Source organism: Alkalihalobacterium chitinilyticum (genome assembly GCF_029028005.1).
Classification (GTDB): domain Bacteria; phylum Bacillota; class Bacilli; order Bacillales; family Bacillaceae_F; genus Alkalihalobacterium; species Alkalihalobacterium chitinilyticum.
Genome location: NZ_JAOTPO010000018.1, coordinates 18,355 through 43,669 on the forward strand (window position 1 = coordinate 18,355; position 25,315 = coordinate 43,669).

Consider the following 25,315-nt stretch of genomic DNA (forward strand, 5'->3'; position numbering starts at 1 on the left):
TTCATCTGTACCCGTGAAAAATTTGTAGTAAACATTGGATTTTGTGGTATTATTGAAATCTAAAAGAGGAATTTTATAGAGCTTTATCTAAATTGAATGATAAGGATTAACCATAAAAATAAGAGTGAAAAGTACAAGTGCTTTGAAAGGGGAATACATGCGTTTTAGACCATTATTTATGGCTGCTTTGCTACTGAGTGTCTTAGCATTCTTCGTTGCCTGTGAGGAAGACAGCGAGCAGTTAACACGAGAAGAAATTTTACAACATTCGATTGAAGTAATGAAGAAAATTGAAACCTATTCTTTTGAAATGGATGCCATTACGAATGAAGCGGATATGGGAACGTTAATCTCTTACTTGAGTGGAACAGCAAAAGTCCAGCCACTTGAAGCTTATATCGAACGGTCATCGAAAATTTCAGGAACGACAATGAAGTCAGAAGTCTATATCACAGGTGGAGAAACGTACTTTTTAATGGATGAGGAAAGTGACCTGTGGATTAATGTATCACCAAAAATCCATGCGCTTGAGCCAGCAGAAGAAATTGAACTTATTTTAAAAAATATCGATTTATTCCATTTTACGGAAGATAATAATGGCTATCGTTTTTCCATTTTTACAAATGAAGAGGAAATGTTAACCTTATGGAAGGGACTGTTTCCGTTTTACTATGTGATGGATGACCCGCTCTTTCATACGATGATCTCTACGATTCGAACAGAAAATGGCCCTGCTTCATTTACTTATGAAATGATTATCGATAAAGAAACGTTTCATCGGACGTCGGCAATGCTGGAATATACCTTTAATATGAGTTTACTTGATGTGGATGCTGAAAATGATGAAGTTGAAAATAAGATGACAGAAACATTATATATTTCTTATGATGCATTAAAGGAAACAAATGAGGTAACGGTACCTCAAACGGTGATTGAAAATGCAAAAACATACGGGGATATTCTTATAGGTAATCGTGATCCTTTAAAAGAGAAAGCTGGATTTTATACGGGAGAAAAAGGAAATAGCGACGGAAATCACTTAAATGGATCGTATTTTGCAACGGATGGGGAAGCAGTTTATTACTCCAACTGGATGCAAGAAAGCGGAATTTATAAATGGACAGATGGACAAGAAGAAAAGGAACTTATTTCTGATGTCTTGGCTAAAGATTTAAATGTAATGGGAGATTGGCTGTATTATTCAGATGAAAGAGACCGCTTCAACGTGTATCGGATGAAAATAGACGGAACAGAAGTAGAAAAAGTATCAGATGACTATGCGATAGATTTACGTGTAATGGATGGCTGGATCTTTTATAAAGCAAATAATCCATTAAACAATAAACAATCTCTCTTTATGGTTTCTGAGGAAGGTGTAAAGATCCAACTGATCGATGATCTTTTTCGATATACCATTTACGAGGATCAAGTCATATATCAAACAGAACCAAAAGGTATTCTTTATGTCGTTGGGATTAATGAACTGGGTCAAACACATCCTCCAAGAGTGATTGAGTACCCGGTCAGGACGTTCATAGTGGATGACGGTTGGATTTATTTTGAGAGCGCATTAAATGGTGCCAAACTATACCGTGTTCAACTGGATGGAACCAATACTAAACAACTATCAACAGATGAGAGCCAAGGGTTTAATGTGGTTGGAGATGCCTTATATTTTACAAATGTTACAGAAGATCATAGTTTATATAAAATTGACTTAAGTACATTAGAAGCTGAAATGCTTGACGAACGTGGATCACATATCCATATTATTAACGACCGTATTTATTACTCTAAACCTATAAGTGCATTGCAGCTTGGCTGGTTCCAAATGGATCTCGATGGAAAGAATATGGAGCGTGCCCCGTTTTAATTTTTTTAAAGTAGCGATTTATTTAATAAATGAACAAACACTCAAAAAAAGCGACCAAAGGAGCTAGCTCCTTTGGTCGCTTTTTTTACACCTTTATAAAAATTAGTATACTTAATTAGCGAACTTCCAATGTTCAACGGCTTGTTTAAATGCTGCGTCTAGTGAGTTAATCTGATGATCAAGCACCTCATTATCTCTAAGTTCGCTTTTTAAGCCTTCATAGCATTCTAGTAATGTATTAAAATTGGGCTTTGTTACGAGAACGCCTAATAAATGATTTAAATAATATTCTGTATTTTCCACGATATAACACTCCTTGTTTAAAGATATCCCATACGCTGAGCCATAAAAGTAAGTTCCTCACGAAATTTAGGGTGGGAGATGTCAATCAATGCCCTTGTACGTTCTGAAATGGTTTTATTTCTTAAGTGGGCCACACCATATTCAGTCACGATAAAGTCTACATCGTTTTTAGAGGTTGTCACGACAGATTTATCATGGAGATAAGGAACAATCTTTGAGATCTTTTCGTCTTTAGTTGTTGAATGTAAACAAATAATTCCACGGCCATCCTTGCATAATGTCACACCTTTTCCAAAATCAGATTGCCCGCCAGATGAAGAATAATAATTTCCTTTGATCACTTCTGAATTGCATTGACCTAAAAAATCGACTTCAACAGTACCGTTAATCGTTACAAACTGATCAAATTGAGCAATTTGCTTAATACTGTTCGACTCGTTAACCGGGATCATACAAAGGGCTGGGTTTTCATTCATGAACTGGTAGAGTCTCTTGCTGCCAAAAGCAAAAGTTGCAGTTGAAATTCCTTTGTAAAAAGGTTTATTTTGATTTGTAATTGCGCCACTTTCGTATAAATCTACTAAACTGTCAGGGAACATTTCGGTATAAACACCCAAGTTTCTAAAATCTTTCAAGTGCTCCATTACGGCATTTGGTATGGACCCAAAGCCAATTTGAATTGTGTCTCCATCTTTAATTAAGTTAGCAATATTCCGGCCGATCGCTTTATCTTTTTCAGAAATAATCGGTTTCCCAGTTTCAGTTAACGGTGAAGTATGTTCTACAATAGCCTTAACTTGCGATATGTGAATTTGATTTTTACCATATGTTCTCGGCATATGATCATTCACTTCAACGATAATCGCTTTCGCATGATTGACCATAGTTGCTGTGTAATCACAATTTGTACCTAAGGAAAAATAACCTTCGTTATCAATCGGTGACACTTGAGCGATGATGATTGGATTTTTGACTCGTGTTTTTAACATCTTGGGCAAGTTCGAAAAATGGTTAGGTAACAGATCAATCATCTGCTTAGCATAAGCTTCCCGTTCATGTGAATTTAAAAACATCGAAACAATCCTAAGTTTCTCTTTTGCCAAAGGTACGACTTTTCGTAGAGAGAGCATTTGATAAAGGGTGTTGTTCTCGAGACCTTCATATTCCATTAATGCTTTCATTAAAGCTGGCGGTTCACCGACAGCGATCGGCGCTATGATCTCATCACCTGGTTGAATTAATTGAACGGCTTTGTTTGCACTCATTACTTTTTCTTGATAGGTTGATAGCATTAACATTCGATTTACGCTCCTTAATTGTCATTTTTATGTACGTAAATAAAAAACACACTCCCATCTGTCAATGAGAATGTGTATGTTTTAGGTCGAATCCATTGCTATCACAATTAAAGCTTCCATCCAAAACACCTCCCCATCCTCGTGGGTAAATAACAGTGTTGCTCTTTAATGGCAGGTCTCCTGGCTTCGATTCAACACATGCTTACATCCTTCCCATCTAAATATGACAGTGGACTAATTTGTACGCATGCTCATCGTTACAGTGGCGGGACCGCATCGGATTTGCACCGACTTCCCTTTTAAACTTGTTCAACAAGTACCATAAAGCACAATATTCTGTTGTTGGGTTTCATTATAACACTACGTTTTCAGAAAAAACAATCAGTAATTTTTAAGATGGTATAAAAAAAAAGCAGTAGACCTGTATTAGATAATATATAAGAATACTAGTTAAATCGTGTATAATTTGGTAAAGGTCCATATTGGGATTGTATGGATATAAATGCACCTTCAATAGCAGTAGCAGAAAGTGTCGGTTTCGAGCTGCAGTATCAATATACCGTTTTCGAATTTCCGTTTACATAGAAATGATTGAGTTTGCTGCTTTATATAAAGATCACCTTTAAGAAAGGAGGGAATGTTATGCCTGATTGGTCTTACCATGTGCTTTTTAAGCCGTTATTGTCTAGGTTGTCTTCTTTCCATTCAAGAGAGTTTATCCATAGGGGAATGAACCGTATCTCGTCAGTTCCCGGTGGACATCATTTGATCAATTTCCTCGGGAGAGAAGAGTCTTCGCCGCTACTGATGAAAGAAGTGAATGGAAATCTACTGAATAACTCGATCGGGTTGGCTGGGAAAGTGGACCCTTTACTATCTGGAACGAAGGCGTTTCAAAATTTAGGATTTGGATTTATAGAAATCGGACCGGTAACAAAAGAGCCCTACCCAAAAGGTGAAGTTCCAATTATTCATGAAAAAGAAAACTATATCGAATTTCCACAACTCTACGAATCTATTGGTCTAGAAAAGACGTTGCTTAAGTTAAAAAACTTGCAGCGAAAACAACCTGTCTTTATTCGGATAGCTGGCAGTGAAGATGACCAATCTGCGATCATGAATGCGTTAGAAGATAAGGCGGATGCCTTTATTCTAGAGTTTAACTCAAGTGTTCCAATTACGTCTTATACAACGAAAAAACCGGTTTACCTAGCAATGAAATCGGATCAACTAAACGAAGAAATGTTTCACTTAATCAACGAACAGTTCAACGGGATTGTATTAGATGAACAGCCGAACAAAGACGATCGTTTTAATTTAACGGAGCATTTAAAAGCAATACAGTTTCTAAAAAAACATCATTTTAATAAAACCATCATTACCGTTGGCGGGGTGAGTGAGCCTGGGGATGCTTTGACTTTACTTCATGAAAATGTAGATTTAATCATGCTCTCTGGCGGGTATATTTTATCAGGCCCGGGTCTGCCGAAACGCATTAAAGAAGCGCAACTTTCGGAAATGGGAAACATTGAAACATCGCATCAAGGGTGGCTGTGGTATTTTTTATTTGGATTATCGATTATGGTAGGTGGACTCATTACACTGTTTATTAGCATGTCGGCAATCATTCTTCCATATGATGAATATTTTTTACAAATGGACCGGGAAACGATCTATGTGTTTAATGAGCGGCTCCTTTATTTTATGGCACACGATCGAATGACGCTCGCCGGGACGATGATCTCAGGTGGGATCGTTTACATGGGATTAGCAAAGTATGGTATACGTTTTGGGTTGAAATGGGCAAAGCAAGCGACGGATGCTGCGGCCATCATTGGGTTTTTAGGTATTTTCCTTTTTATCGGATATGGTTATTTTGATTGGCTCCATCTAGTGTTCTGGCTTGTTTTATTGCCCTTCTATATCTCAGGTTTTGTGAAAACAAAAGGAATGAAAGGTACAGCAAAATCAACAAATCGCACAAATTATAGAATTTGGAAGCAAAGTTTGTTCGGTCAGCTAGCATTGGTTATTCTTGGCTTCTCATTTGTACTAGGTGGTTTCATTATTGCCTATATTGGAATAACAAACGTATTTGTTGCCACCGATCTAACTTACATTTGCATGCCGCCTGAATTGCTGAACCAGTTCAATGAGAGGCTTATTCCTGTAATAGCTCATGACCGAGCAGGATTCGGCGGCGCATTGCTTAGTGTCGGGTTGTTAATTCTGATGGTTGCGTTATGGGGTTTTCAACAAGGAAACAAGTGGGTTTGGTGGATGCTTTTCATTGGTGGCATACCAGCTTTTGCAGCAGGTATTGGGGTTCACTTTGCGATCGGATATACCGATTTTATTCATCTCGTCCCAGCTTATTTTGCACTTGGATTATATGTTATTGGATTGCTTTTTTCGTATTCGTTTTTCCATTTAAAAAATGAATATTCTTAGAGCGTGTCATTTGCAATCTCTATCGCAATAATAGAAAATAAAACCAGTCTACTACTTGTCAAAGGAGGAAATGTTTTGAAACTAGAAGGAAAAAAGATTATTCAACTCGTTAGCGATGACTTTGAGGATTTAGAGTTATGGTATCCGGTTTTACGCTGCCGGGAAGAAGGGGCAACCGTACATATTGTCGGTGAAAAAGCGAATGAAGAATACATCGGGAAGTATGGTGTCCCGATCGTAAGTGATATGGCTTTTGATGAAGTAGATGCTGAGAAATATGATGCAATTCTTGTACCGGGTGGCTGGTCACCGGATAAATTAAGGCGTTATGAAGATGTTTTACAGATGGTACGAATATTAAATGAGCAAAACAAGCCCATTGGACAAATTTGTCATGCAGGCTGGGTATTAATCTCAGCGAAAATTTTAGATGGGAAGACGGTTACGAGTACACCTGGAATAAAAGATGATATGGAAAATGCCGGGGCTACATGGGTAAACGAGCCAGTCGTAGTTGATGGGAACCTCGTTTCAAGCCGCCGTCCACCGGATTTACCAGATTACATGCGAGAATTTATTAAAGTAACATCTGAAAAATAATATAACGTTAACATAAGATACGATGCAGTTCTAGTTGGAGTTACTGGAGCTGCTTTTTATTTGAAAAAGAGGTGCTGATTATGAAAGAAATTCAAGTTTACCATGTCGATGCATTTACGAACGAGCCTTTTGGAGGAAACCCAGCCGGTGTTGTCCCTGATGCAACTCAATTAACAGAAGATGAAATGCAGAAAATCGCGCGTGAGCTTAATTTATCCGAAACAGCATTTCTACTTCCGACAGAAGATGAAGAAGTGGACTATTGCGTGCGCTTTTTTACGCCAACGCAAGAGATTGATTTTTGTGGACATGCGACACTTGCCACGGCTTGGACGATGGCAACAGAGCATGGTTGGTTAGAACGTGCTCATTCTATTCTTTTTAAAACAAATATTGGGGTTGTCCCGATTGATTTTGTTAAAAAAGGTGAGGAACTTCAATCCGTCATCATGACGCAGGCCACACCTGAAGTCAAAGATATTGAAATGGACATCGAGACCATATCCAAGTTGATTGGGATGTCAGCAAGTGAAATCGATCCAAGCTATCCAATCAAACTCGCGTATACAGGCAATTGGCATTTACTCGTTCCTATAAAAACACGAAAGGCTATGGATAAAGCCATGCCTAACATGGACCTTTTAAAAGAACATAATATAACAAGAGGAATATGTACGACGCACCTTTTTACATTCGACAGTAGGGAAGCAGACTGGAAGTTATATACCCGTGATTTTGCGCCAGCTGTTGGAATTACGGAGGACCCTGTTACAGGTTCGGCAAACGGTGCATTAGCGGGTTACCTTTTGTTAGAAAACATACTAGACAAACATACTGACCATGACTTTTTAATTGGACAAGGGGATGCTTGTGGTCGTCCAGGTCAATTACATATAAAAACAACATCGAATGAACTTGGACCGGTTATCCAAGTAGGCGGAAATGCGGTTTGTACCATAAGAGGCACATTAAGGTTGAGATAGGAGCCCTTTGAATGATAGATACATTTATCGAGGAAGAATTTGTTGAGAAGGATTTTACAACGGTAGAATTTCGTGAAGCTGAATTTACAAATTGTGTTTTTTTCAGGTGTCGATTTCGAGGCTGTCACTTAGAAGAGATATCTACCGTTCGCTGCCAATTTATAGACTGTGATTTTACAGGGGCACACTTAAATGCATCTTCTCATAATGGTTCGTCTTTTACGAATTGTTTATTTAGTGCCGCGAATTTATTCGTAGCTGTTTTTAGGGAATGTAAAATGACAGGAACTGATTTTGCAGAAGCTAGCTTAGACGGCGTGACGATCGATGGCGGGGATTGGTCATATACAAATTTACGCTATGCCAATTTAGCGAAGCAGAAGTTACAAGGAATAAAGTTAGCTGAAGCTGACCTGACAGAAGCGAATTTAGAAAAAACTGACTTAAGAAATGCCGATTTAACGAGATGCAGATTAAGTAAAGCTAAGTTAAATGGAGCTGATTTGCGTGGAGCCAATTTAGAGGGTGTTGATTTTAAATCCATGGTTGTAAAAGGAGCTCGAATGGATATGAGTCAAGCGGTTTCCTTTTTGAGATCTTACGGCGCAAAAGTCGAGTAATAAAGGTCAAAGGCAGTATTCTTTACAGTTAAAATGTGAAGTACTAAACTAAATATAAGGTAAATCAAGGAAAGGCGTGACATGCGATGCAATTAAAACCGTTAAAAGGGCAACATCACGTTTCAGCCATTACAGCCGATGCGAAAAGAAACTATGAGTTTTATACGAAAACTTTAGGAATGCGCCTCGTTAAAAAGTCGATTAACCAAGATGATACATCGGTTTATCATTTGTTTTATGCAGATGAACGAGGAAACCCAGGAACCGACCTTACTTTTTTTGAACTACCCTATGCAGGCAACACTTATCCAGGAACGAATAGTATTAGTACAACGTCACTCCGGGTGCCAACAGATGATTCCTTAGATTATTGGACGAAGCGTTTTGAGGAATATCAAGTCGATCATGATGCAATCTCAGGACATACAGGAAGAAAAACATTAGCTTTCCGAGATTTTGAGGGACAAAGGTTGATGCTTGTATCTGATGAGAATAATGAGGGTGTTTCTGGGGGTGTACCGTGGGAAAAAAGTACAGTTCCAACTGAGCATGCGGTTTACGGATTAGGACCAGTCATGTTAACCGTCGCAAAGGCCGAGACATCAGCACAAGTATTAACACAGTTATTAGGATATCGAGAAGTAAGATCTTATCGTTCGCTCGTAGAAGGACAACCAGATGTAAGAGTATTTGAAACAGGAGAAGGTGGAACGGGGGCAGAGGTTCACCTAGAAGAGCGGTCCGACTTACCTGTGGAAAGACCAGGAAGAGGTAGTGTTCATCATGTCGCTTTTCGTGTTGAAAATGAAGAGGAATTAAGAGGTTGGGTTAGTCACTTAAAACAATTGCGAATTCCTAGTTCTGGCTTCGTAGAAAGATATTATTTCAAGTCACTGTATTTCCGTGAAGCGAATGGGATTTTATATGAACTGGCTACAGATGGTCCTGGTTTCGAAGAAGATGAACCGTTTGAAACGTTAGGTGAAAGACTAGCTTTACCACCTTATTTTGAAGAGAAACGTGAAGAGATTGAGGCTAAATTAAAGCCTTTAGATACGAAAGAATAAGAGGAGGGTTTTATATGGAACATATTTTTATAGAAGGAACAGACAAACAAGCTCCGACATTATTGCTTCTTCATGGAACTGGAGGAAATGAACGTGATTTACTACCCCTAGCACAAATGATTGCGCCACAATGTTCGGTGCTAGGCGTGCGGGGGAACGTGTTAGAAAACGGAATGCCGCGCTTTTTTAAACGTTTACGAGAAGGTGTTTTCGATGAAGAAGATTTGATTTTTCGTACAAAAGAGCTTTATCAGTTTATCGATGACATGGCTGCTCAATACAAGTTTGATCGCAAGCGAGTAATTGCGATTGGTTACTCAAATGGGGCCAATATTGCGGCAAGCTTAATGTATCATTATGCTGATGCATTTGAAGGGGCAATTTTATTTCATGCGATGGTTCCGCTAAGAGGAATTGAGCTACCTAATTTAAGTGAGACCAAGGTATTTATTGGAGCAGGTAAACGGGATCCATTAATCCCAGCCGATGAGACGAAGGAACTGATTGTGGAATTAAAGAAGGTGAATGCTACTGTCGAGGAGTATTGGACTGAAGGTGGTCATGAGCTTTCAAGAGCAGAGGTTGATGCTGCGAGTGCTTGGTATAAAGAGCAATTTTCTAGCTAAAGGGTGGTCGTCTTTATGAAGTTCCAAAAGGTAAAAGAAGCTTTAGATACGGCTCTCTATGACTGGAGTTTGATGCAAAAAACATCTGGGGATGAAGGTGCTGAGCACGCTGAGCGCTTTGAACGTCACTTTTACGATTTTATCGATGAATTTGAAACATGGTTCCGGACATTAGATCCTGAACCAACAGAATTAGAAGAAGCGGAAGCACTGCCAGAAGTGATGGAACTTGAACAGCACTTGCCAGGTCCACTTCAGTTAAATTTTACAATCGAACTTGAGCGGATCATCGACGGCTATAAGACTTCACGATTTGATTAATGATAAAGAGCCTGGGACAAAACCCAGTAAATCAAAGAGAGAATGCACTAATAGAAAAATTAAACAAAAAGGTTCCGAACACCTTATTTCTGATGTTCGGGAACCTTTTTCCATTTGCTTTGGCTAATTATGTCCCTGCCACCTTCGTGTTTTTTATCTCCTGCCGGTCGAGGCCTGGACGTACGTTGCTGACCGGACGCTCTCGCTTTTCTGATTACTGGACAGGTATGAGTAGTTGGGAACCTATTTGTAGTGCATACGGTTCGACATCTGGGTTGGCTACAATAATGTCTCGGACAGTTACACCGTCATAAACACTAGCAATCTCACTCAACGTATTTCCTGGCTGGATCGTATGATAAACATGGTTGGCTTCATTGTCTTCAGTTGCTAAAGAAATATCTGACCCGATTTGCAGACTTCTAACGTTTAATCCTTCATTTAGATCAATAATTTGATCGACAGTTACACCATACTGTTGGGCAATATTCCATAAAGTGTCACCAGGTTGAATCGTATAGGTCGTAGCTTCACCGTTTCCTTCACTTGATTCCTCACTAGAGCGCTCTACGTAAATTTCAGATCCAATAGGTAATGCATATGGATCGACATTCGGGTTTACTTCTAGTAAATGATCCACTGTTACCCCATATTCCTGCGAAACACCCCATAACGAATCGCCTCTTTCAATTTCAGTTACAGTTGCCGCTTTAGGTGATAGATCATTGACTCCAAAGGCTACACCTACTGCTAGAACTGGTGCTAGCACCATTGTTGTTTTCTTTTTCATCATTATCTCCTCCTTATAAGTGACTTAGTTACTATGTACCTTGTATTTCCGACTTTTAAACATGGAATTTATCAAAAAAAGAAGAAATTTGTAGAAAGATAGTCTCATGATCTTGTATGGAGAGTCGTATTATTTTATGGAGGAGAGTAGGTTTCGATGAGTTGGTGAGAGTGCTATGTGCCATAATCTAGAAGAAACTAGGGGATATGAGAAACAGGACAGGTTGCTTCGTGCCACGATTTGGTAGAAATATAGGGAGAGAGGGAACGATAGAAGGTCAGTAATAAAAACACAAAAATTTCGCATTGCGAAATATCAGCCTTGAGATTAAAATAAATAAATGTGATAAAAAAGAAAAAAAAATAAGAGGAAACAACATGAATCGAAAAATGATCTTATATACGAAAGCTTTATCGGATTTTGGTATGTTTATGGATTTAATCGTGTTAAACGTTATTATTTATACAGCAACTGGAAGTACGGCTTGGCTCGCAGCAACGATGGCCGCTCGGACGATTGGCGGAGTGTTGTCGAGTCTTTTTTCAGGTATTTTAGCGGATCGTTTTAACCGTAGAAAGATTATGATCATTAGTAACTTTTTACGAGCAGGTATTATATTTGCGCTCATTCCTTTTCCTGATCCTACGATGATCATTATTGCATCGTTTTTAATAGGGTTTGTGAATAGTAGTTATATGGTTAGTTTTAGTGCGGAGATACCGCAGATTTTTGGTGAAAAGAACACCCTTCCAACCAATGCGTTAGTTGCAAGGTTAACGTCATTTGCTCTAGTCGCAGGTTTCTTAGCTGCCGCACTCATTACAGATTTTCTTGGTTATAAATTAACGTTATTTATTGACGCATCCTTATACTTAATTGCGGGACTGGTTCTTTTACGAATTAAATGGGAGTCCCCATCGACTCGAACGTTAGAGGTGGCCAGCGGAGTTAAAGAAAAATTAAAATCGGTTTGGGTCGATCTTAAAGAAGTGTATTCTTATCTATTAGTCGCACCGATGTTAATGTTTGTTAATATTGTGTTTCTTGTTAGTGCCTTTGCAGGGAGTTCTCATAATATGGGGATTCCATTGTTAGCTGAAACACTAGACCCATTGAGGCAAAGTTTTTATTACGGTATGATTTGGGCGGTATGGGGGTTAGGTTCTATTTTAGCTACGTTTACACTTCCTAAATTGCCGTGGATCAAAGACCAAAAAATCTATTTTACATGCTTTATATCAGCTATTTTGATGTCTACGGGATTTATTATCTTTTTATCAGGTTTAAATCTATGGGTGATCATGATCTTTGCCTTTTTCACTGGGATTTTTGATGCTTCATTTAATACATTGCATGCAACGATTTTACAACGAACTGAAAATCATATACGAGGGCGGATCTTTGGAGTTGGAATGTTGTTAAAATCACTCGGTTTTGCAGGTGGTTTCCTTATTGCACCATTTATCCTTTCCAACATGACAATGCCACAAATGGTATGGCTCATGCACGGCTCCTTAATAACTGTTACTTTAGTGGTCATGGCATTTGCTATTAGTTTTGTTATACGAGGAAAGAAGGTTCTAGAGACGAAAAAAGCATCTTAATAAAGTACATTTGTTTTATAAATAAAAGTTGTGGGCTGTCTCATAAAAATGTCCTATCATCTTAGGTAACATGAGCAATTGATGTTGTTACTGGGATGAGTAGAATGCATTTTTGTTTGGGGCGGCTCTTTTTTTATTAATTTAAATTTTTTTTGTGAACCAGATAGTGGGGTTTCTCATCTAACGTATAGAAAGAAAGGAGGGACACAATGAATGAGATAAAAGTCGTCAAAAGAGCTCAACAAGGAGATAAAGAAGCATTCGTACAATTAATTGAACAACATCGTAACAGCATGTATCGTATGGCATTAACGATTGTCCATTCAAAAGAGGCTTGCGAGGACGCCCTATCAGAAGCCATCACGAAAGCGTACGAAAAAATAACAACGTTAAGAGAACCGAAATATTTTAAAACATGGTTGATGAGAATTGTTATGAATGAAAGTTATTCTATTGTTCGTGAGCGAAAACGTGTCGTCGAGTTAACGGAGTGGAACCGAGAAGCGGTTACTGAAACGATGACTACTGATTTTGAATTAGAAGAAGTCATTCAACAACTTCCGGAAGATTTACGAGTAGTCATCGTTCTTTTTTATATCGAACAATGTACGATTAACGAGATAAGTGAGGTATTAAATATAGCTGAAGGAACAGTGAAAAGCAGGTTACATCGGGCAAGAAAGAAATTACTGCCTTTACTAGAAACTAACGAAAAGAGGTGTTCGACAAATGAATGATTTGGATAAACAACTGTCAGAACGGTTACGACAAAACGTGAAAGAGCCACCGGCTTCAGTCGTTGAGCGTATGAATAAAACCCTTAATTCACTGCCAGAACGGAAAGAAAGAGCGCCAAAGAATTACAAGGTAATGTTCGGTGTCGTTGCTGCTTTCTTTTTAATGGTGATTATTTCAATGCCGATGTTCCAGTCTGTTGTTCCACAAGGAGTTCAAGAAGATTCGCTGCAGGAACGTATTTTTCAGTTAGTAGGCGAGGCCGGGCTAGAGCAGCTGAGTAAAGAAGGATTAACGTTTCCTATGAATTTATCAGCAACGAGTAACGACATCACGATAGAAATTACAGAAGCAATGTTCGACGGTACGAGGCTATATTTCGGCTTTATTGAGACACACTCTGAGCCTATTGATCTTGTTGCTGTTTCTGAAGAAGATCTAGCGTTTAAAGAGTCCCGTTTTTTTGTAGGTGACCGTGGCGACTATTATCATATGCTTGGTGGAAAGCCGACGAGGCAGCTTTCCGAAACGAAGGTTGCAGGGGTGTTTGGCTCTTCATTTGTGGGTGATGTCAATCAGCTGGAGAATATAAATATTACGGTTTATCGAGGGGGGGAATACGCAGGAGAATGGGAATTTTTAATAGATGAAATACCGGTGATAGAAGGAGTAAGCTCGTTTAGTGTGGACGAAATGTATCTAGTTGACGAACAGTATGAATTTTATATCGAAAAAGTGATCCAAACCCCTGTTACTATTGAAGTGTATTATTCTTTTGACTATGCATTGAACTCTTCAACAAAAGAAACACACGACTACTATGAAATGACGGTACGAGATTTAGAAGGGGAGCCTTATGAGGGGATTTACATCGGTGATATTGACCAGAACAGGTTGTATAGAGTCTTAACAAACGGGCAAGATAAAGGAATTCGCTTGCAATATAATAAATTTTTAATTGCGAATGAAAACGATGTAGATACTGTGCAAATTCAGAAGTTAAATGAAGAAGCTGTTTTAGATGTAATTATAGAATTGGATGATGAATAAAAGTTTAGAAATTATTTTTAAAAATGCACGGATGGAGCCCCGTGCATTTTTTATGCAGCTTCATATCAAGTACTAGTTTACATTAAATGGTATGATGAATTACCCTTTTTATGAGGAGGTTGGTGGAACAGATGGTAGAAGAAATCAATTCTCTTAGAAGTGCTGTAATTTCACTTAAAGACATGGTTAGAATTGAGGAAATTACAAAGGGTTTTTCCCAAGATAAGAAGTATAAGGTAACGCTCGAGGATGGTCAGATGTTGTTACTGCGAACCGCTAGTTTAGAAGATTATGAGAGAAAAAGTGCAGAGTTTCGAATAATGCGAGAGGTGAACAAGTGTGGTGTACTCTCACCTGACCCGATTGATATCCGAAAGTTTAGGAAGTACATAGATGCCTATCAATCGTGTGGCATAACCGTGAAAAATGATGACAAGATCCCCTGGCCTTTATCGAACAAAATGTCAAATGTAGCAGCGAAATAAGCGTCCCGTTTTGCAACGGACAATTCCATGGTACTTTAAAGCACTACAGGTACCTGGCACCTTTAATCGGTGCCAGGTACCATCACCTCTATCAAACGTTAATCTAAAGTTTACATAAATAAAATACAAATAATTTTCCATTTGTAGTAATATAATTTTAATGGGTATTTTTATAATATTCAAACAAATATAACCAGGCAGTGATTACGATGGCAAAAGAGAAACAGGAACATGTGACGTTTACAAAAGAAGAAAAGATGAAAGCAATGAACATTGGCTCGTTTGGTTGCACTGGATGTGGATGTATTCCTCCTGCATTGACGGCAGGGGTAATACTCCTTATCGTCTATATTTTTTAAAGGAAGGTGTACTTGTGAGAAAGAGTTCAATTATTTTTTACTTGGTTTTTTTAGTGACATGCTTTTTTTCCTTTCAGTTATATCGTTCCATTTCCAATGCGTATGTCCCAATTGATGGTCTTGCCAATCTGTTATCTTTATTTATTTTATTTATTCTAGTCATCGTTTCTCTACTTTTCTCAATGAAATTTACGGAATTTTTATCTAGTAAATAAGTAAAAAAGTTCCTTACCAATAAAAAAACACCGAAACGCCTATAAAAATTCTACAATTTATACTATAGTTAATATACAAATTCAAGATAATATATGGAGGAGTTCATGGCGTCGGAATTAGCAAACTTTGAAAAAACAGGACAAAATGTCTTTCAACTAATGAGTGAAACTATTCCAGCAAAAACATTTTTTATAGCAAGTACAAAAAATGAACGGTTTATTATATTAAAAGTGTTTAATAAAGAAGGCGGCTGTACGGTACCGTCTACCTTCAATGCACCATTAAATGAGTCTTATTGTAATATGGTCGTTACTCATCATAAACCGCTTTTAATTGAGGATAGCTCTCAATCAGAACTAGTAAAACATATGCCAGTTACATCCTTATTTACGATTGGTTCTTATTTAGGAGTACCTATCATTCTCGAGAACGGGGAAACGTTTGGAACTTTGTGCGCGATGGACCCCGAACCCAATGTCTTAAATGAGAGCCATATTTCGAAACTCGAGACATTTGCTAGTTTAATAGCAAGTACGTTGCAACTTGAAGAATACTTCCAACAATTAAAAAAATATGAAATACAAACGAAAAGAGAACTTCAACTTTCAAGAAAGATCCAGAGTTCTACGTTAATGAAACGTTTAGAGGACGAGAAGCTCTCGATTGACAGCATTTATGTACCGTCTCATTATCTATCTGGAGACCTTTGTGCGTGGTATGAGATTGAAGATGGGGTGTATGGTTCTATCGTATTAGATGTGATGGGTCACGGGGTATCTTCCGCTTTAATTGGAATGGGGATCATACCAACACTCAAGAAAATTATGATGGATCAGGTGAAGCCCTATCAAGTACTAAGCGAACTCAATCGAATGTTAATTGACCTATTTGATGGTGATGAGGAATTGTTCACCTTTGTTACCGGTATCTACACATTGATTGATACGAATAAGCAACGAATTGAATATATGAATGCCGGTCACCCGCCAGGTCTTTTAGTTGATCGAAATGGAATTCAAGCATTAGATCGGGGCTCGATGCCACTTGGGATCTTTAAAGATCTTCCTAATCATTGTGGGGTAATTGAACTGCGTGGAAGTTGGGATTTACTTTTATATACAGATGGTTTGACTGACGAATTTCGTGTGGATGGAGAAAAAGGAATCGACACGATTATGAATTACTACACTCGCTCAAAAGAAAATAACGAGTCGTTTCTACAGCTAATGCGTCAATTTATTTCTGGTGAAGAAGAGTATAGTGACGATATTTGTGTGGTTATGATTTCACCGAAACAAGAGGTCGGTGCCAGAATATAACTGCTGTTCACATTTTAATATCTTCACGCTGTGTGATTGAGTCAAAGTATCCGCATGCTGACGGATCATAAGCTATATGTACCTAATCAAAAAACGTCATAAAAATCAGATGGAGAATATCATTTTCCATCTGATTTTTTAGATTTTGTTGATTTCTTGTAAACACTAGAAACATCATGTAACATTGGTATATATAGGAGGCGATGGGATGTTAAGTGATAAACTGTTAAATGCATTAAATGAACAAATGAATTTTGAGTTTGAATCAGCACATACATATATGGCAATGGCAGCTTGGTGTTCAGCACAAAGCTTAGATGGCTTTGCGAATTTCTTTCTAGTTCAAGCAGAAGAAGAACGTTTTCACGCAATGAAATTTTACAACTACATTAACGATCGCGGAAAACGTGCAATTATTACTGGATATGAGACACCGAAAAATGATTTTGATACCATATTAGATGTGTATCAAGCAGGCTATGCTCATGAACAATTAGTGACAAAAAACATTTATAAACTTTCAGATATTGCAATGGACGAGCGTGAGCATGCAACGATACAATTTTTAAAATTCTTCTTAGATGAGCAAGTAGAAGAAGAAGCGATGTTTGATAACATTATTGAAAAATTGAAACGAATTCAAAATGATAATAATGCCTTATTTATGTTAGATGATGAATTTTCGAGACGAACGTTTACTCCGGAAGAAAACTAAGAGTCATATATAATTTGAAAAAGCTGTCTTATGAGTGATTAGCCCAACCCAACTACAAAGGTGGTCCTACTTATTTTTTAAAGTAGTTATCATTGCCATTGGGTGCTAGTTTATAACGATAAGGCAGCTTTTTTGTCCTTATTCGATTGGATGCTTCAATTTTTTATTAACCAGTGAAATTAAATCTTCAACATCCTGGCAACTTACTAACTCTCTTTTGTGGATGAAAAGTTCAGCATCATTCTGATTTCGCAAATAAGCACACGGATATTCAACAGTTGGCAACTCTTTGGGGAGATCATCTAAATGATAAAATATAACAGGAAATGGAAGTGACTGAATATACTTTTTCCACCTTCCCTTCATACTAACCGTACCGTACGTAATCGCACATAGGTGACATGGGTAAGTATCAGGAGAAGTCCATTTATGAATCGAGTCCAATACGCCATTCCATAACCCGCTCTTTGCATGGTAAACAAAAATTAATTCTTTCATCCTTTCCCCCTATCGAGATGTCTTTCATTTTATTTTATAGTTCTTATATTAATACATCTGAATGGTAATTTCCCCATTAAGAACTTATGTGTTTTCTTTTTCCTCAATGATTGAGGCTATTCCTTATATATTGTAAGCATTGAACAGTAACTAAGATAACCTTCACATATTTTCCATATAACGAGGGAAACTAGAAAAAACAGAATGTGGAGGAAGAACATGACAATGAATTTTGAAAATAACAATCACCAATTACCGAGATTTCCAGAACCGTATTGGCGTGACGAAATCAATTTCCCTTCTTTTTCACCGTTAAGAGAAAATATATCTGCAGACGTAGGAATAGTAGGAGCTGGAATTACAGGGATTACTCTAGCTTATTTATTAAGTCAAGCCGGGTTAAAAATAGCATTAATTGATGCTGGCGTGATACTTAATGGAACAACTGGACATACGACGGCGAAGGTTACAGCACAACATGGCGTCATTTATGATGAATTCATCGGGAACTTGGGTGAAGAAAAAACGAAATTATACTACCATGCCAATGAGCAAGCCCTTGCATTTATTAAAAATACGGTTGACTCTTTAAAGATCGATTGTGACTTTAAGGAACAAGATGCATACATATACACAAATTCCGAGCAAGAATTAAACAAACTGGAGAAAGAAGCAAAAGCCTACGAACAACTTGGAATTCCAGGGGCGCTCTTAGATTCGATGCCTTTACAGCTCCCAATGAAAAAAGCACTAGTGATGAGAAACCAAGCTCAGTTTCATCCGATTAAATACTTGCTGCCACTTGTTGAAGAAATTCAAAAGGCTGGGGGACAGATCTACGAAAATACAACTGCTGTAAATATTGAGGAGGAAGATCAACCGAAAATCATTACAAGAAATGGGCAATACATTGCATGCAAATATGCTGTATCTTGCTCACATTTTCCTTTTTATGATGGAATGGGTTTTTACTTTGCAAGAATGCACCCTGAACGGTCATATATCGTTGCTGTAAAATCGGAACAGCCGTACCCTGGAGGAATGTACATCACCTCTGAATCACCGACTCGATCTGTTCGCTCAACGCCGATCGGTAATGAAGAGCTTCTGCTATTAAGTGGAGATGGACATAAAACAGGTAAAGGTGTCAATACGATCAAACATTATGAAGCACTTGCACAGTTTGGAAAGGACGTATTAGGGGTAACGGACATTCGTTATCGTTGGTCTGCTCAAGATTTATACACGTTGGATAAAGTTCCGTATGTCGGGCCAATTACATCAACGAAAGAAAACATTCTCGTCGCAACAGGGTATCGTAAATGGGGAATGACAAACAGTACAGCTGCAGCCATGATGTTAAAAGATTTAATTTTAGAAGGAAGACATCTGTACGAAGACATTTTTACACCATCACGTTTCAATGCAGACCCGAGCATTAAGGAACTCGTGAAAAAGAATGCCGATGTCGCTGTTGAGTTAGTGAAAGGTAAGCTCGAACGTGTCGACAAGTTCCCTGAAGACGTAAAAAAGGGAGAAGGTACGCATGTGAAGGTCGATGGAAAGAAAGCCGGTGCTTATCGTGATGAAGATGGAAAGCTTCACTGTGTCGATACAACATGTACGCATATGGGCTGTGAAGTGGAATGGAATGATGGAGACCGCACGTGGGATTGTCCGTGTCATGGTTCAAGGTTTTCTATTGAAGGTGATGTGATTGAAGGACCGGCCGATCAACCATTAAAGAAACTAGCAGTTGATGAATAAGAATAAAGTAAATAACGAAAGAAGCAAAAAAACACAGTCTAGCGATTGTGTTTTTTGTTTTGGCGTGTGAAAAAGGGAATTTAGATATAGACGTCGAAATCACTTATCTAACAAAAAGGTAAAAAAGTCATACAGACGCATACACTGTAGTTTTGGATCGTTTTTGGCATAAACAGAGTCAAGGCAAAGTAAAGGCTGATGGAACATGACAAATATACAGGGGTGATTGAATGTCTGACATCTATAAAAATAACGATGCTCTAGGGATGGCTGAGCTAGTAAGAACAAAGCAAGTTCAACCAAAAGAGCTATTAGAAGAAGCGATACAAGTAATCGAAGAGCAAAACCCTGCATTAAACGCAGTAATCCATAAAATGTATGAACAAGCAGAGGCAGCGATAGAAAATAATGAATGGACTGGTCGATTTGCTGGAGTGCCAATGCTTTTAAAAGATATAACGCAAGAAATTGAAGGGGAACCGATTACTTCTGGTTCAAAAGCATTTCGTTCATACCGTGCGAAAAAAGATAATGAATTTGTGAGAAGAGTTCGAAATACAGGTGCTGTTTTTTTAGGCGTAACAAATACACCAGAATTTGCATTAATGGGAATTACAGAACCTGCCTATCATGGACCAACAAGAAACCCATGGAACTTAAACTATACTCCAGGTGGCTCAAGCGGCGGTTCAGGGGCAGCTGTTGCTGCAGGTATGGTCCCTATGGCAGGCGCCAATGATGGTGGCGGATCCATTCGCATTCCGGGAGCTTATTGTGGTCTTTTTGGTTTGAAACCGACGAGAGGACGTACACCGGCTGGGCCGATATTCGGCAGACACTGGCAAGGAGCATCTTCTGATCATGTATTAACTAAATCAGTCCGTGACAGTGCTGCGATGCTAGATGAGGTACACGGATTGGAAAAAGGAGCTGCCTTTTATGCACCGCCTTTTGACGGAAGCTACCTGGACTGTGTCAATCAACCGGTTGCTAAAAAACTTAAAATTGCGTTCACCACAGAATCACCTCTAGGGACTGAGGTTCACCCAGAGTGTGTAGAGGCTGTTTTAAAGGCAGTAAAACTTCTTGAAGAGATGGGGCATTTTGTTGAAGAACAGGGTGCGCCAGTAGACGGCAGGAAAATTGCAACTGGTTATTTAACGATGTATTTTGGAGAAGTTGCTGCAACCCTTTCGTCATTAGAAGACGTTTTAGGACGCAAAGCTAAAAGTAGTGACGTAGAACCCCAGACTTGGTTATTAGGTTTACTGGGTCGAGCAACGACTGCAGAAGAGTTCGTGTTAAGCTTAAGAGAATGGGATAAGGCAGCTTTTGCAATGGAAGCGTTCCATGAAACGTATGATTTATATATAACCCCAACTACTGCATTTCCTCCTGCAAAAATTGGTGAACTAGAACCGAAACCGATGGAAAAGTTATTAATTAATGCGATTGGTTCAATTGGCTTAGGTGGTTTGCTTAAGAAGACAGGCATGGTCGATCAGATTGCTGAGCAAAGTTTAATGCGAACGCCTTTTACTCAACTTGCCAATTTAACGGGCCAACCTGCGATGACTGTACCATTGCATATGACGAAGGACGGGTTACCATGTGGTGTTCAATTTATAGCAGCAAGAGGAAAAGAAGACCTCCTATATCAACTAGCAGGAGAATTGGAGCAAACCGATATATGGATCGATGCAAGACAGTTGATGAAAGAAAAAAGCTAATTGGACAGACTGACCGTGGTTTGTCAGTTGATCCAATTAGCTTTGTGTAGATATAGATCCTATTTAAAATAATCTTTTTCTAATGAATGGAGCAATTCCATCGATTTCTTGGCCCAGTCACTGCCATCTTCTTCAAGCTTTGTATATTGCTTTTGTAAAGCTTCCTTTAGGGACTCTTCGTAAGCAGGAACTTCTCCGTCATAAGGTTTGACATATACCGCAGGGATGTTTGTTTGCTCTCGGTGGGCTAATGCTCTGCGTTCGTGAAACAAGGCAACATCTGTTTCTTTTGGGTTATGTAAGTCACCTTGATCAGGATGCTTAAGAACGGCTAAGACTCTTACAACGTACTGTGAGGGTCTGATGTTCGTAATTTCCCCGATGTATTTGCCTGTTTTATAAATACCTGTGACCTTTTGACCCATTTCTAATTGATTTTCCATGACAAACACCTTTTCTTTCTTTTTTACTAATGATATCATATCTAAGGGCTTTGTTCGAAGAATACATAACAGACCTAAATCATCTCATAATACCCTTAGTATGAACGAGCTGTTACTTAAGGATAATGTTATATTTTAACAACAAAAAGTGATAGTGGATGTACTTTAGTCTATCGCTTTTTTATTCATCGTGTGGGCAGAATGTTTACAAGTAAAGGGGAAATACTTTAATAAAAAGGGGGAAATTGAAATGACAGAGGAACAACAAGAACCACATGTTAATATCGGTGATATCATTCAAATTAATAAGGGAACAGAAAAGGGCGAGCAAGCAAAAGTAATTGCTGTTTATACGAATTCTGTAGCCGTTGAATTAAACAGAAAAGAAAAGAATGGAAACTTGGCCCGAACTGTAATTAATCATAGTAAATATGAAGTGAAATCATAATTCAACGACTGAAAGCAGCAACGTACAATAGCGTTGCTGCTTTCTGCATTGTGTATTCTATAGTGGCTTAAATCCTTCTTCATCTAAATACGCGGTTGCCTCACCATAAGAATTGAATGTCCCATCTAAGTTTAAACCGGCATACACATTCCACATCTCATCTTCGTACATAAGGGTCAATGTTTGCTTATCACGATTGATCCATGTTTCTTCATTAGCTTCAACAAGTAATTCCTCTTCCGTATTTGGTTCACTACTAAGGATAGTGATCGATTGCTTAATAATATCCTTCAATTCATCAGATGTGAAATCACGAATATTGACCATTCCTTTTTGGTCAGTAGAATACCCTTTCACTTTTCCGATATATACAAAGCCATTTCCATTAGGGTGGAGATGATAAACGACATTCTTCTTATCGCTCTGGCTTTCCTCGTATTGAAAGTTCACTCGTCCAAGCGAAACATCTTTTCTTTTTAATTGATCAAATGACTCAATAATAGCTAATTTTTCTTCAAAGGTTAACATAGTGCCTCCAAGTTTTATATGTAGTTTGTCCATTATAGCATATCCATTTCCTTATTATAAAAAAACAGGAAGAAGCCATAAATGGTGTATGGTTTCCAACAAAAAAGAGAAACTTAATTTTGAAAAATACTTATTTGGAGGTACTACTATTTATGAAACGATTACAGTTTGTTCTCGTTGCAGTTGTACTTATGGCTTCACTTTTTTCTGTACAACCTTCCGCGGACGCACAAATTAAAATGTTTAAAGAACCCCCTTTCTCTCACTACAAAGTATCACGTGGTGATACATTCTGGTTTATCGCCCAACGTTATGGGTTAGATTACCAAGAATTAATGAGACTCAATCCTGATGTAGAGCCAAGAAATATGCACGTTGGTGAAGTTATTCGTTTAAAACCTGATGCGGCTCATCATAGTGCATTTGAAGATCAAGTGGCAGCACTCGTTAATCAGGAAAGACAAAAAAATGGTTTAAGACCGCTTCAGCACCGCGCGGATGTGAAACATGTTGCTCATAAAAAAGCGGAAGACTTAATCAACTCGAATTACTTTGCACATAACAGTCCGAACTATGGTACACCGTTTGATATGTTAAGAACATTTGGAGTCAGCTATCGTTCAGCTGGAGAAAATATCGCAAAAGGTCAAAGAACACCACAAGAAGTAATGAATGCATGGATGAATTCACCGGGGCACCGTCAAAATATCTTAAACCCTAACTTTGACACGATTGGAGTAGGCTTCTATCACGGTGCATGGGTACAAATGTTTATTCAAGCAAGATAATATAATGGATGAGAGGCTAATCCTAACTTGGATTAGTCTCTATTTATTTGAGCATTCGTATACTATGTTAAATGAGACAAGTATTCAGTTAGCTTTCTGTCCAAACAAGGAGCAACAATCTTTGGGGGTAGGCTTATTTTTTTAAAAAAAGTTCGAAATTTCCTATTCTTCCAAATCTGTGTTACAATTAGGTTTACTTTGAAAGGGTGATGTGTAATGAAAAGTTATACTATTCAATTGCTTGAAATGGTCAAGGGATCGAAGAGGGCAATTTCTTACGAAGGAGCTGCTAAGAAGTTAAAAGCGAGTAACCCGCAACTCAAAGATACAAGTAATAATACACTCGTTACCAAAAAGGTTTTAGAGATGCTAGTGGAACGAGGTCAACTTAAGAAAAACAAAACTGGTAATTATAAATTTTGATTGATCTGAATATGAAGCTAATGTATTAAGAGAGACATATAACTTAGGTTATAAGGTGTCTCATAAAGTTTGCGAGGCTATTATAAACAGCTCATATTGAAATAATATACAAAGACAACCACTCCTGTGGTTGTCTTTTGAATTAGGCGGTTTGAGGATCAGATGTTAGTACGTTATCTAATGATTGGATCGCTGAATAAAGTAAAAGTAGGCCGTTTCCTTCTGCGCATTTATTATATCCGAGTGGAACTGTACGCCGAATTAATTGTGCATAGATCTCAGGCTCTGATAGTTTTCTCCCAAAATCTTCTTCGCTAATCTTAATTAACAGTGCAATTGCCCCAGTCACATGGGGAGTAGCCATGGAAGTACCTGATAAACGAGCATAGTTATTATCAAGGTATGTTGAAAGGATATTAACACCTGGAGCAACTAAGTCAATTTCATCGTTTGTATTCGTAAAGGAAGCTAAATTACGGCTGAAATCGACGGCACCTACTTGTACTACCTCTGGATAGTAACCTGGATAAGCTCGTTGGAATGTATCTTCTTTTCCATCACCGTCATTTCCAGCAGCACATACGACAATAATTTCGTGGCGGATCGCTTCCTTGATAGCTTCGTGGAGCAATGGAATATCATGAGGACCGCCTAGTGACATTGAGATGACTCTTACTTTTTCACCGTTAAGCCCCTCCCAATGAATGGCATAGTGAATAGCGTTAATGATCCAATCATATTTTCCACCACCAGTGCCTGAAAGAACTTTTAATATTAAGAGGTCAGCTTTGGGAGCAACCCCAACTACGCCCCCATCATTTAGAGAGGCAGCTATTGTTCCTGCCACATGTGTTCCGTGTCCATTGTTATCGCTATAGTTTTCCGGATCCCCGCTGTAATCGGTTGTGAAATTAAAGCCATCAATAATACGCTCTTGTAAATCTGGATGGTCCATTTGACACCCAGTATCTAAAACAGCAATTACAATGTGTTCTCCTTGAGCCTTGTCCCATATTTGCGGGGCCTCAACCATAACGACTCCTTTTGGAACTTTTTCTTCCGCATAATTAAATACCGCTTCTACTTGAAATGGAATTAATCGGACTTCAGAGCTCATGGAACTCCTCCTCTTCATACAAATTTGTAAACGAATACTTATACGAAGCAATTTATAGTACATGGAATTTTTTTGTCTAGATTACATATTTAAACTTTTATGAAATGAAATTACCATTGGCTCATTGTCTATTCATCGTATCGTTAGTAAAATGAAAA

The 25,315-nt window shown here is 38.3% G+C and carries 27 protein-coding genes, 1 pseudogene and 1 riboswitch; of the genes and pseudogenes, 21 read left to right on the forward strand and 7 right to left on the reverse strand.

Features of this window, described 5'->3' with window-relative positions:
* Nucleotides 1-157 precede the first annotated feature (157 nt).
* A complete protein-coding gene (locus N7Z68_RS19755) occupies nucleotides 158-1,873 on the forward strand; it encodes a DUF6612 family protein (protein ID WP_275120194.1) in 1,716 nt (571 codons plus the stop codon).
* A gap of 111 nt (nucleotides 1,874-1,984) precedes the next feature.
* Here N7Z68_RS19755 and N7Z68_RS19760 read toward each other — a convergent pair whose 3' ends face one another.
* Nucleotides 1,985-2,176 carry a hypothetical protein gene (locus N7Z68_RS19760; RefSeq protein ID WP_275120195.1) on the reverse strand — a complete coding sequence of 64 codons (192 nt, stop codon included), beginning with the start codon at nucleotides 2,174-2,176 and terminating at the stop codon, nucleotides 1,985-1,987.
* A gap of 17 nt (nucleotides 2,177-2,193) precedes the next feature.
* Nucleotides 2,194-3,474 (reverse strand): acetyl-CoA hydrolase/transferase family protein, encoded by a 1,281-nt coding sequence (locus N7Z68_RS19765; protein WP_275120196.1) that lies wholly within the window; start codon nucleotides 3,472-3,474, stop codon nucleotides 2,194-2,196.
* A gap of 153 nt (nucleotides 3,475-3,627) precedes the next feature.
* Nucleotides 3,628-3,813: riboswitch (cobalamin riboswitch) on the reverse strand.
* A 147-nt stretch (nucleotides 3,814-3,960) separates the two neighbouring features.
* On the opposite strand from N7Z68_RS19765, the pseudogene N7Z68_RS19770 reads away from it, so the two are divergent.
* The 8 genes and pseudogenes from N7Z68_RS19770 to N7Z68_RS19805 all read left to right on the forward strand — a co-directional run.
* Nucleotides 3,961-4,059 (forward strand): annotated as a pseudogene (locus tag N7Z68_RS19770) (GNAT family N-acetyltransferase); the annotation flags it as partial.
* A 57-nt stretch (nucleotides 4,060-4,116) separates the two neighbouring features.
* Complete coding sequence (locus N7Z68_RS19775; protein ID WP_275120197.1) at nucleotides 4,117-5,925, forward strand: beta/alpha barrel domain-containing protein; 1,809 nt, start codon at nucleotides 4,117-4,119, stop codon at nucleotides 5,923-5,925.
* A 75-nt stretch (nucleotides 5,926-6,000) separates the two neighbouring features.
* Entirely contained in the window at nucleotides 6,001-6,525 is a 525-nt protein-coding gene (locus N7Z68_RS19780; RefSeq protein ID WP_275120198.1) for a type 1 glutamine amidotransferase domain-containing protein, read from the forward strand.
* 80 nt (nucleotides 6,526-6,605) lie between these two features.
* A complete protein-coding gene (locus tag N7Z68_RS19785; RefSeq protein ID WP_275120199.1) occupies nucleotides 6,606-7,508 on the forward strand; it encodes a PhzF family phenazine biosynthesis protein in 903 nt (300 codons plus the stop codon).
* 14 nt (nucleotides 7,509-7,522) lie between these two features.
* Entirely contained in the window at nucleotides 7,523-8,128 is a 606-nt protein-coding gene (locus N7Z68_RS19790) for a pentapeptide repeat-containing protein (protein WP_275120261.1), read from the forward strand.
* Nucleotides 8,129-8,214: 86 nt separating this feature from the next.
* The gene (locus tag N7Z68_RS19795) at nucleotides 8,215-9,195 is read left to right on the forward strand and encodes a ring-cleaving dioxygenase (protein WP_275120200.1); all 981 of its coding nucleotides are present in this window, start codon (nucleotides 8,215-8,217) and stop codon (nucleotides 9,193-9,195) included.
* A 14-nt stretch (nucleotides 9,196-9,209) separates the two neighbouring features.
* The gene (locus tag N7Z68_RS19800; RefSeq protein WP_275120201.1) at nucleotides 9,210-9,821 is read left to right on the forward strand and encodes an alpha/beta hydrolase; all 612 of its coding nucleotides are present in this window, start codon (nucleotides 9,210-9,212) and stop codon (nucleotides 9,819-9,821) included.
* 15 nt (nucleotides 9,822-9,836) lie between these two features.
* On the forward strand, nucleotides 9,837-10,142 hold the full coding sequence (locus tag N7Z68_RS19805; protein WP_275120202.1) for a hypothetical protein: 306 nt from the start codon (nucleotides 9,837-9,839) through the stop codon (nucleotides 10,140-10,142).
* A gap of 214 nt (nucleotides 10,143-10,356) precedes the next feature.
* Here N7Z68_RS19805 and N7Z68_RS19810 read toward each other — a convergent pair whose 3' ends face one another.
* Complete coding sequence (locus N7Z68_RS19810; RefSeq protein ID WP_275120203.1) at nucleotides 10,357-10,935, reverse strand: LysM peptidoglycan-binding domain-containing protein; 579 nt, start codon at nucleotides 10,933-10,935, stop codon at nucleotides 10,357-10,359.
* A 374-nt stretch (nucleotides 10,936-11,309) separates the two neighbouring features.
* Here N7Z68_RS19810 and N7Z68_RS19815 point away from each other — a divergent pair, with 374 nt between their 5' ends.
* From N7Z68_RS19815 to N7Z68_RS19845, 7 genes are all read left to right on the forward strand, one after another.
* Nucleotides 11,310-12,536, forward strand: coding sequence for an MFS transporter (locus N7Z68_RS19815; RefSeq protein ID WP_275120204.1), 1,227 nt, complete (start codon nucleotides 11,310-11,312; stop codon nucleotides 12,534-12,536).
* 209 nt (nucleotides 12,537-12,745) lie between these two features.
* Nucleotides 12,746-13,273, forward strand: coding sequence for an RNA polymerase sigma factor (locus N7Z68_RS19820; protein WP_275120205.1), 528 nt, complete (start codon nucleotides 12,746-12,748; stop codon nucleotides 13,271-13,273).
* Nucleotides 13,266-14,321: a DUF4179 domain-containing protein gene (locus tag N7Z68_RS19825; protein WP_275120206.1), complete on the forward strand. Its 1,056-nt coding sequence runs from the start codon at nucleotides 13,266-13,268 to the stop codon at nucleotides 14,319-14,321. Before N7Z68_RS19820 ends, N7Z68_RS19825 begins: the two co-directional genes overlap by 8 nt.
* Before the next feature lie 122 nt (nucleotides 14,322-14,443).
* A complete protein-coding gene (locus N7Z68_RS19830) occupies nucleotides 14,444-14,806 on the forward strand; it encodes a hypothetical protein (RefSeq protein ID WP_275120207.1) in 363 nt (120 codons plus the stop codon).
* 209 nt (nucleotides 14,807-15,015) lie between these two features.
* Nucleotides 15,016-15,165: a hypothetical protein gene (locus N7Z68_RS19835; protein ID WP_275120208.1), complete on the forward strand. Its 150-nt coding sequence runs from the start codon at nucleotides 15,016-15,018 to the stop codon at nucleotides 15,163-15,165.
* A gap of 320 nt (nucleotides 15,166-15,485) precedes the next feature.
* Nucleotides 15,486-16,700 (forward strand): GAF domain-containing SpoIIE family protein phosphatase, encoded by a 1,215-nt coding sequence (locus N7Z68_RS19840; protein ID WP_275120209.1) that lies wholly within the window; start codon nucleotides 15,486-15,488, stop codon nucleotides 16,698-16,700.
* Between the two features lie 208 nt (nucleotides 16,701-16,908).
* Entirely contained in the window at nucleotides 16,909-17,415 is a 507-nt protein-coding gene (locus N7Z68_RS19845) for a ferritin (RefSeq protein ID WP_275120210.1), read from the forward strand.
* 138 nt (nucleotides 17,416-17,553) lie between these two features.
* On the opposite strand, the gene N7Z68_RS19850 is transcribed toward N7Z68_RS19845, so the two are convergent.
* Entirely contained in the window at nucleotides 17,554-17,913 is a 360-nt protein-coding gene (locus tag N7Z68_RS19850) for a hypothetical protein (RefSeq protein ID WP_275120211.1), read from the reverse strand.
* Nucleotides 17,914-18,132: 219 nt separating this feature from the next.
* On the opposite strand from N7Z68_RS19850, the gene N7Z68_RS19855 reads away from it, so the two are divergent.
* Both N7Z68_RS19855 and N7Z68_RS19860 read left to right on the forward strand, forming a co-directional pair.
* Complete coding sequence (locus tag N7Z68_RS19855; protein WP_275120212.1) at nucleotides 18,133-19,680, forward strand: FAD-dependent oxidoreductase; 1,548 nt, start codon at nucleotides 18,133-18,135, stop codon at nucleotides 19,678-19,680.
* 230 nt (nucleotides 19,681-19,910) lie between these two features.
* Nucleotides 19,911-21,410: an amidase family protein gene (locus N7Z68_RS19860; RefSeq protein ID WP_275120213.1), complete on the forward strand. Its 1,500-nt coding sequence runs from the start codon at nucleotides 19,911-19,913 to the stop codon at nucleotides 21,408-21,410.
* Between the two features lie 59 nt (nucleotides 21,411-21,469).
* Here N7Z68_RS19860 and kapB read toward each other — a convergent pair whose 3' ends face one another.
* On the reverse strand, nucleotides 21,470-21,853 hold the full coding sequence (gene kapB, locus N7Z68_RS19865; protein ID WP_275120214.1) for a kinase-associated lipoprotein KapB: 384 nt from the start codon (nucleotides 21,851-21,853) through the stop codon (nucleotides 21,470-21,472).
* A 250-nt stretch (nucleotides 21,854-22,103) separates the two neighbouring features.
* Between kapB and N7Z68_RS19870 the strand changes: the two genes are divergently transcribed.
* Nucleotides 22,104-22,301 (forward strand): DUF2187 family protein, encoded by a 198-nt coding sequence (locus N7Z68_RS19870; protein ID WP_275120215.1) that lies wholly within the window; start codon nucleotides 22,104-22,106, stop codon nucleotides 22,299-22,301.
* Between the two features lie 57 nt (nucleotides 22,302-22,358).
* Here N7Z68_RS19870 and N7Z68_RS19875 read toward each other — a convergent pair whose 3' ends face one another.
* Nucleotides 22,359-22,829, reverse strand: a complete 471-nt coding sequence (locus N7Z68_RS19875) for a hypothetical protein (RefSeq protein WP_275120216.1) — start codon at nucleotides 22,827-22,829, stop codon at nucleotides 22,359-22,361.
* Between the two features lie 152 nt (nucleotides 22,830-22,981).
* Here N7Z68_RS19875 and N7Z68_RS19880 point away from each other — a divergent pair, with 152 nt between their 5' ends.
* Both N7Z68_RS19880 and N7Z68_RS19885 read left to right on the forward strand, forming a co-directional pair.
* Nucleotides 22,982-23,617, forward strand: a complete 636-nt coding sequence (locus N7Z68_RS19880; RefSeq protein WP_275120217.1) for a CAP domain-containing protein — start codon at nucleotides 22,982-22,984, stop codon at nucleotides 23,615-23,617.
* A gap of 216 nt (nucleotides 23,618-23,833) precedes the next feature.
* Nucleotides 23,834-24,040, forward strand: a complete 207-nt coding sequence (locus tag N7Z68_RS19885; protein ID WP_275120218.1) for a hypothetical protein — start codon at nucleotides 23,834-23,836, stop codon at nucleotides 24,038-24,040.
* A 142-nt stretch (nucleotides 24,041-24,182) separates the two neighbouring features.
* On the opposite strand, the gene N7Z68_RS19890 is transcribed toward N7Z68_RS19885, so the two are convergent.
* Entirely contained in the window at nucleotides 24,183-25,157 is a 975-nt protein-coding gene (locus tag N7Z68_RS19890) for a S8 family peptidase (RefSeq protein ID WP_502550506.1), read from the reverse strand.
* Nucleotides 25,158-25,315: the final 158 nt, after the last annotated feature.

What these genes read in the sequence shown, in the direction of transcription:
- N7Z68_RS19870 (WP_275120215.1), top strand. Translation starts at nt 22,104, where the DNA reads ATGACAGAGGAACAACAAGAACCACATGTTAATATCGGTGATATCATT.
- N7Z68_RS19885 (WP_275120218.1), top strand. Translation starts at nt 23,834, where the DNA reads ATGAAAAGTTATACTATTCAATTGCTTGAAATGGTCAAGGGATCGAAG.
- N7Z68_RS19805 (WP_275120202.1), top strand. Translation starts at nt 9,837, where the DNA reads ATGAAGTTCCAAAAGGTAAAAGAAGCTTTAGATACGGCTCTCTATGAC.
- N7Z68_RS19875 (WP_275120216.1), bottom strand. Translation starts at nt 22,829, where the DNA reads ATGTTAACCTTTGAAGAAAAATTAGCTATTATTGAGTCATTTGATCAA.
- kapB (WP_275120214.1), bottom strand. Translation starts at nt 21,853, where the DNA reads ATGGAAAATCAATTAGAAATGGGTCAAAAGGTCACAGGTATTTATAAA.
- N7Z68_RS19880 (WP_275120217.1), top strand. Translation starts at nt 22,982, where the DNA reads ATGAAACGATTACAGTTTGTTCTCGTTGCAGTTGTACTTATGGCTTCA.
- N7Z68_RS19890 (WP_502550506.1), bottom strand. Translation starts at nt 25,157, where the DNA reads ATGAGCTCTGAAGTCCGATTAATTCCATTTCAAGTAGAAGCGGTATTT.
- N7Z68_RS19845 (WP_275120210.1), top strand. Translation starts at nt 16,909, where the DNA reads ATGTTAAGTGATAAACTGTTAAATGCATTAAATGAACAAATGAATTTT.
- N7Z68_RS19800 (WP_275120201.1), top strand. Translation starts at nt 9,210, where the DNA reads ATGGAACATATTTTTATAGAAGGAACAGACAAACAAGCTCCGACATTA.
- N7Z68_RS19855 (WP_275120212.1), top strand. Translation starts at nt 18,133, where the DNA reads ATGACAATGAATTTTGAAAATAACAATCACCAATTACCGAGATTTCCA.
- N7Z68_RS19820 (WP_275120205.1), top strand. Translation starts at nt 12,746, where the DNA reads ATGAATGAGATAAAAGTCGTCAAAAGAGCTCAACAAGGAGATAAAGAA.
- N7Z68_RS19815 (WP_275120204.1), top strand. Translation starts at nt 11,310, where the DNA reads ATGAATCGAAAAATGATCTTATATACGAAAGCTTTATCGGATTTTGGT.
- N7Z68_RS19840 (WP_275120209.1), top strand. Translation starts at nt 15,486, where the DNA reads ATGGCGTCGGAATTAGCAAACTTTGAAAAAACAGGACAAAATGTCTTT.
- N7Z68_RS19825 (WP_275120206.1), top strand. Translation starts at nt 13,266, where the DNA reads ATGAATGATTTGGATAAACAACTGTCAGAACGGTTACGACAAAACGTG.
- N7Z68_RS19795 (WP_275120200.1), top strand. Translation starts at nt 8,215, where the DNA reads ATGCAATTAAAACCGTTAAAAGGGCAACATCACGTTTCAGCCATTACA.
- N7Z68_RS19850 (WP_275120211.1), bottom strand. Translation starts at nt 17,913, where the DNA reads ATGAAAGAATTAATTTTTGTTTACCATGCAAAGAGCGGGTTATGGAAT.
- N7Z68_RS19835 (WP_275120208.1), top strand. Translation starts at nt 15,016, where the DNA reads ATGGCAAAAGAGAAACAGGAACATGTGACGTTTACAAAAGAAGAAAAG.
- N7Z68_RS19810 (WP_275120203.1), bottom strand. Translation starts at nt 10,935, where the DNA reads ATGATGAAAAAGAAAACAACAATGGTGCTAGCACCAGTTCTAGCAGTA.
- N7Z68_RS19860 (WP_275120213.1), top strand. Translation starts at nt 19,911, where the DNA reads ATGTCTGACATCTATAAAAATAACGATGCTCTAGGGATGGCTGAGCTA.
- N7Z68_RS19765 (WP_275120196.1), bottom strand. Translation starts at nt 3,474, where the DNA reads ATGTTAATGCTATCAACCTATCAAGAAAAAGTAATGAGTGCAAACAAA.
- N7Z68_RS19755 (WP_275120194.1), top strand. Translation starts at nt 158, where the DNA reads ATGCGTTTTAGACCATTATTTATGGCTGCTTTGCTACTGAGTGTCTTA.
- N7Z68_RS19775 (WP_275120197.1), top strand. Translation starts at nt 4,117, where the DNA reads ATGCCTGATTGGTCTTACCATGTGCTTTTTAAGCCGTTATTGTCTAGG.
- N7Z68_RS19785 (WP_275120199.1), top strand. Translation starts at nt 6,606, where the DNA reads ATGAAAGAAATTCAAGTTTACCATGTCGATGCATTTACGAACGAGCCT.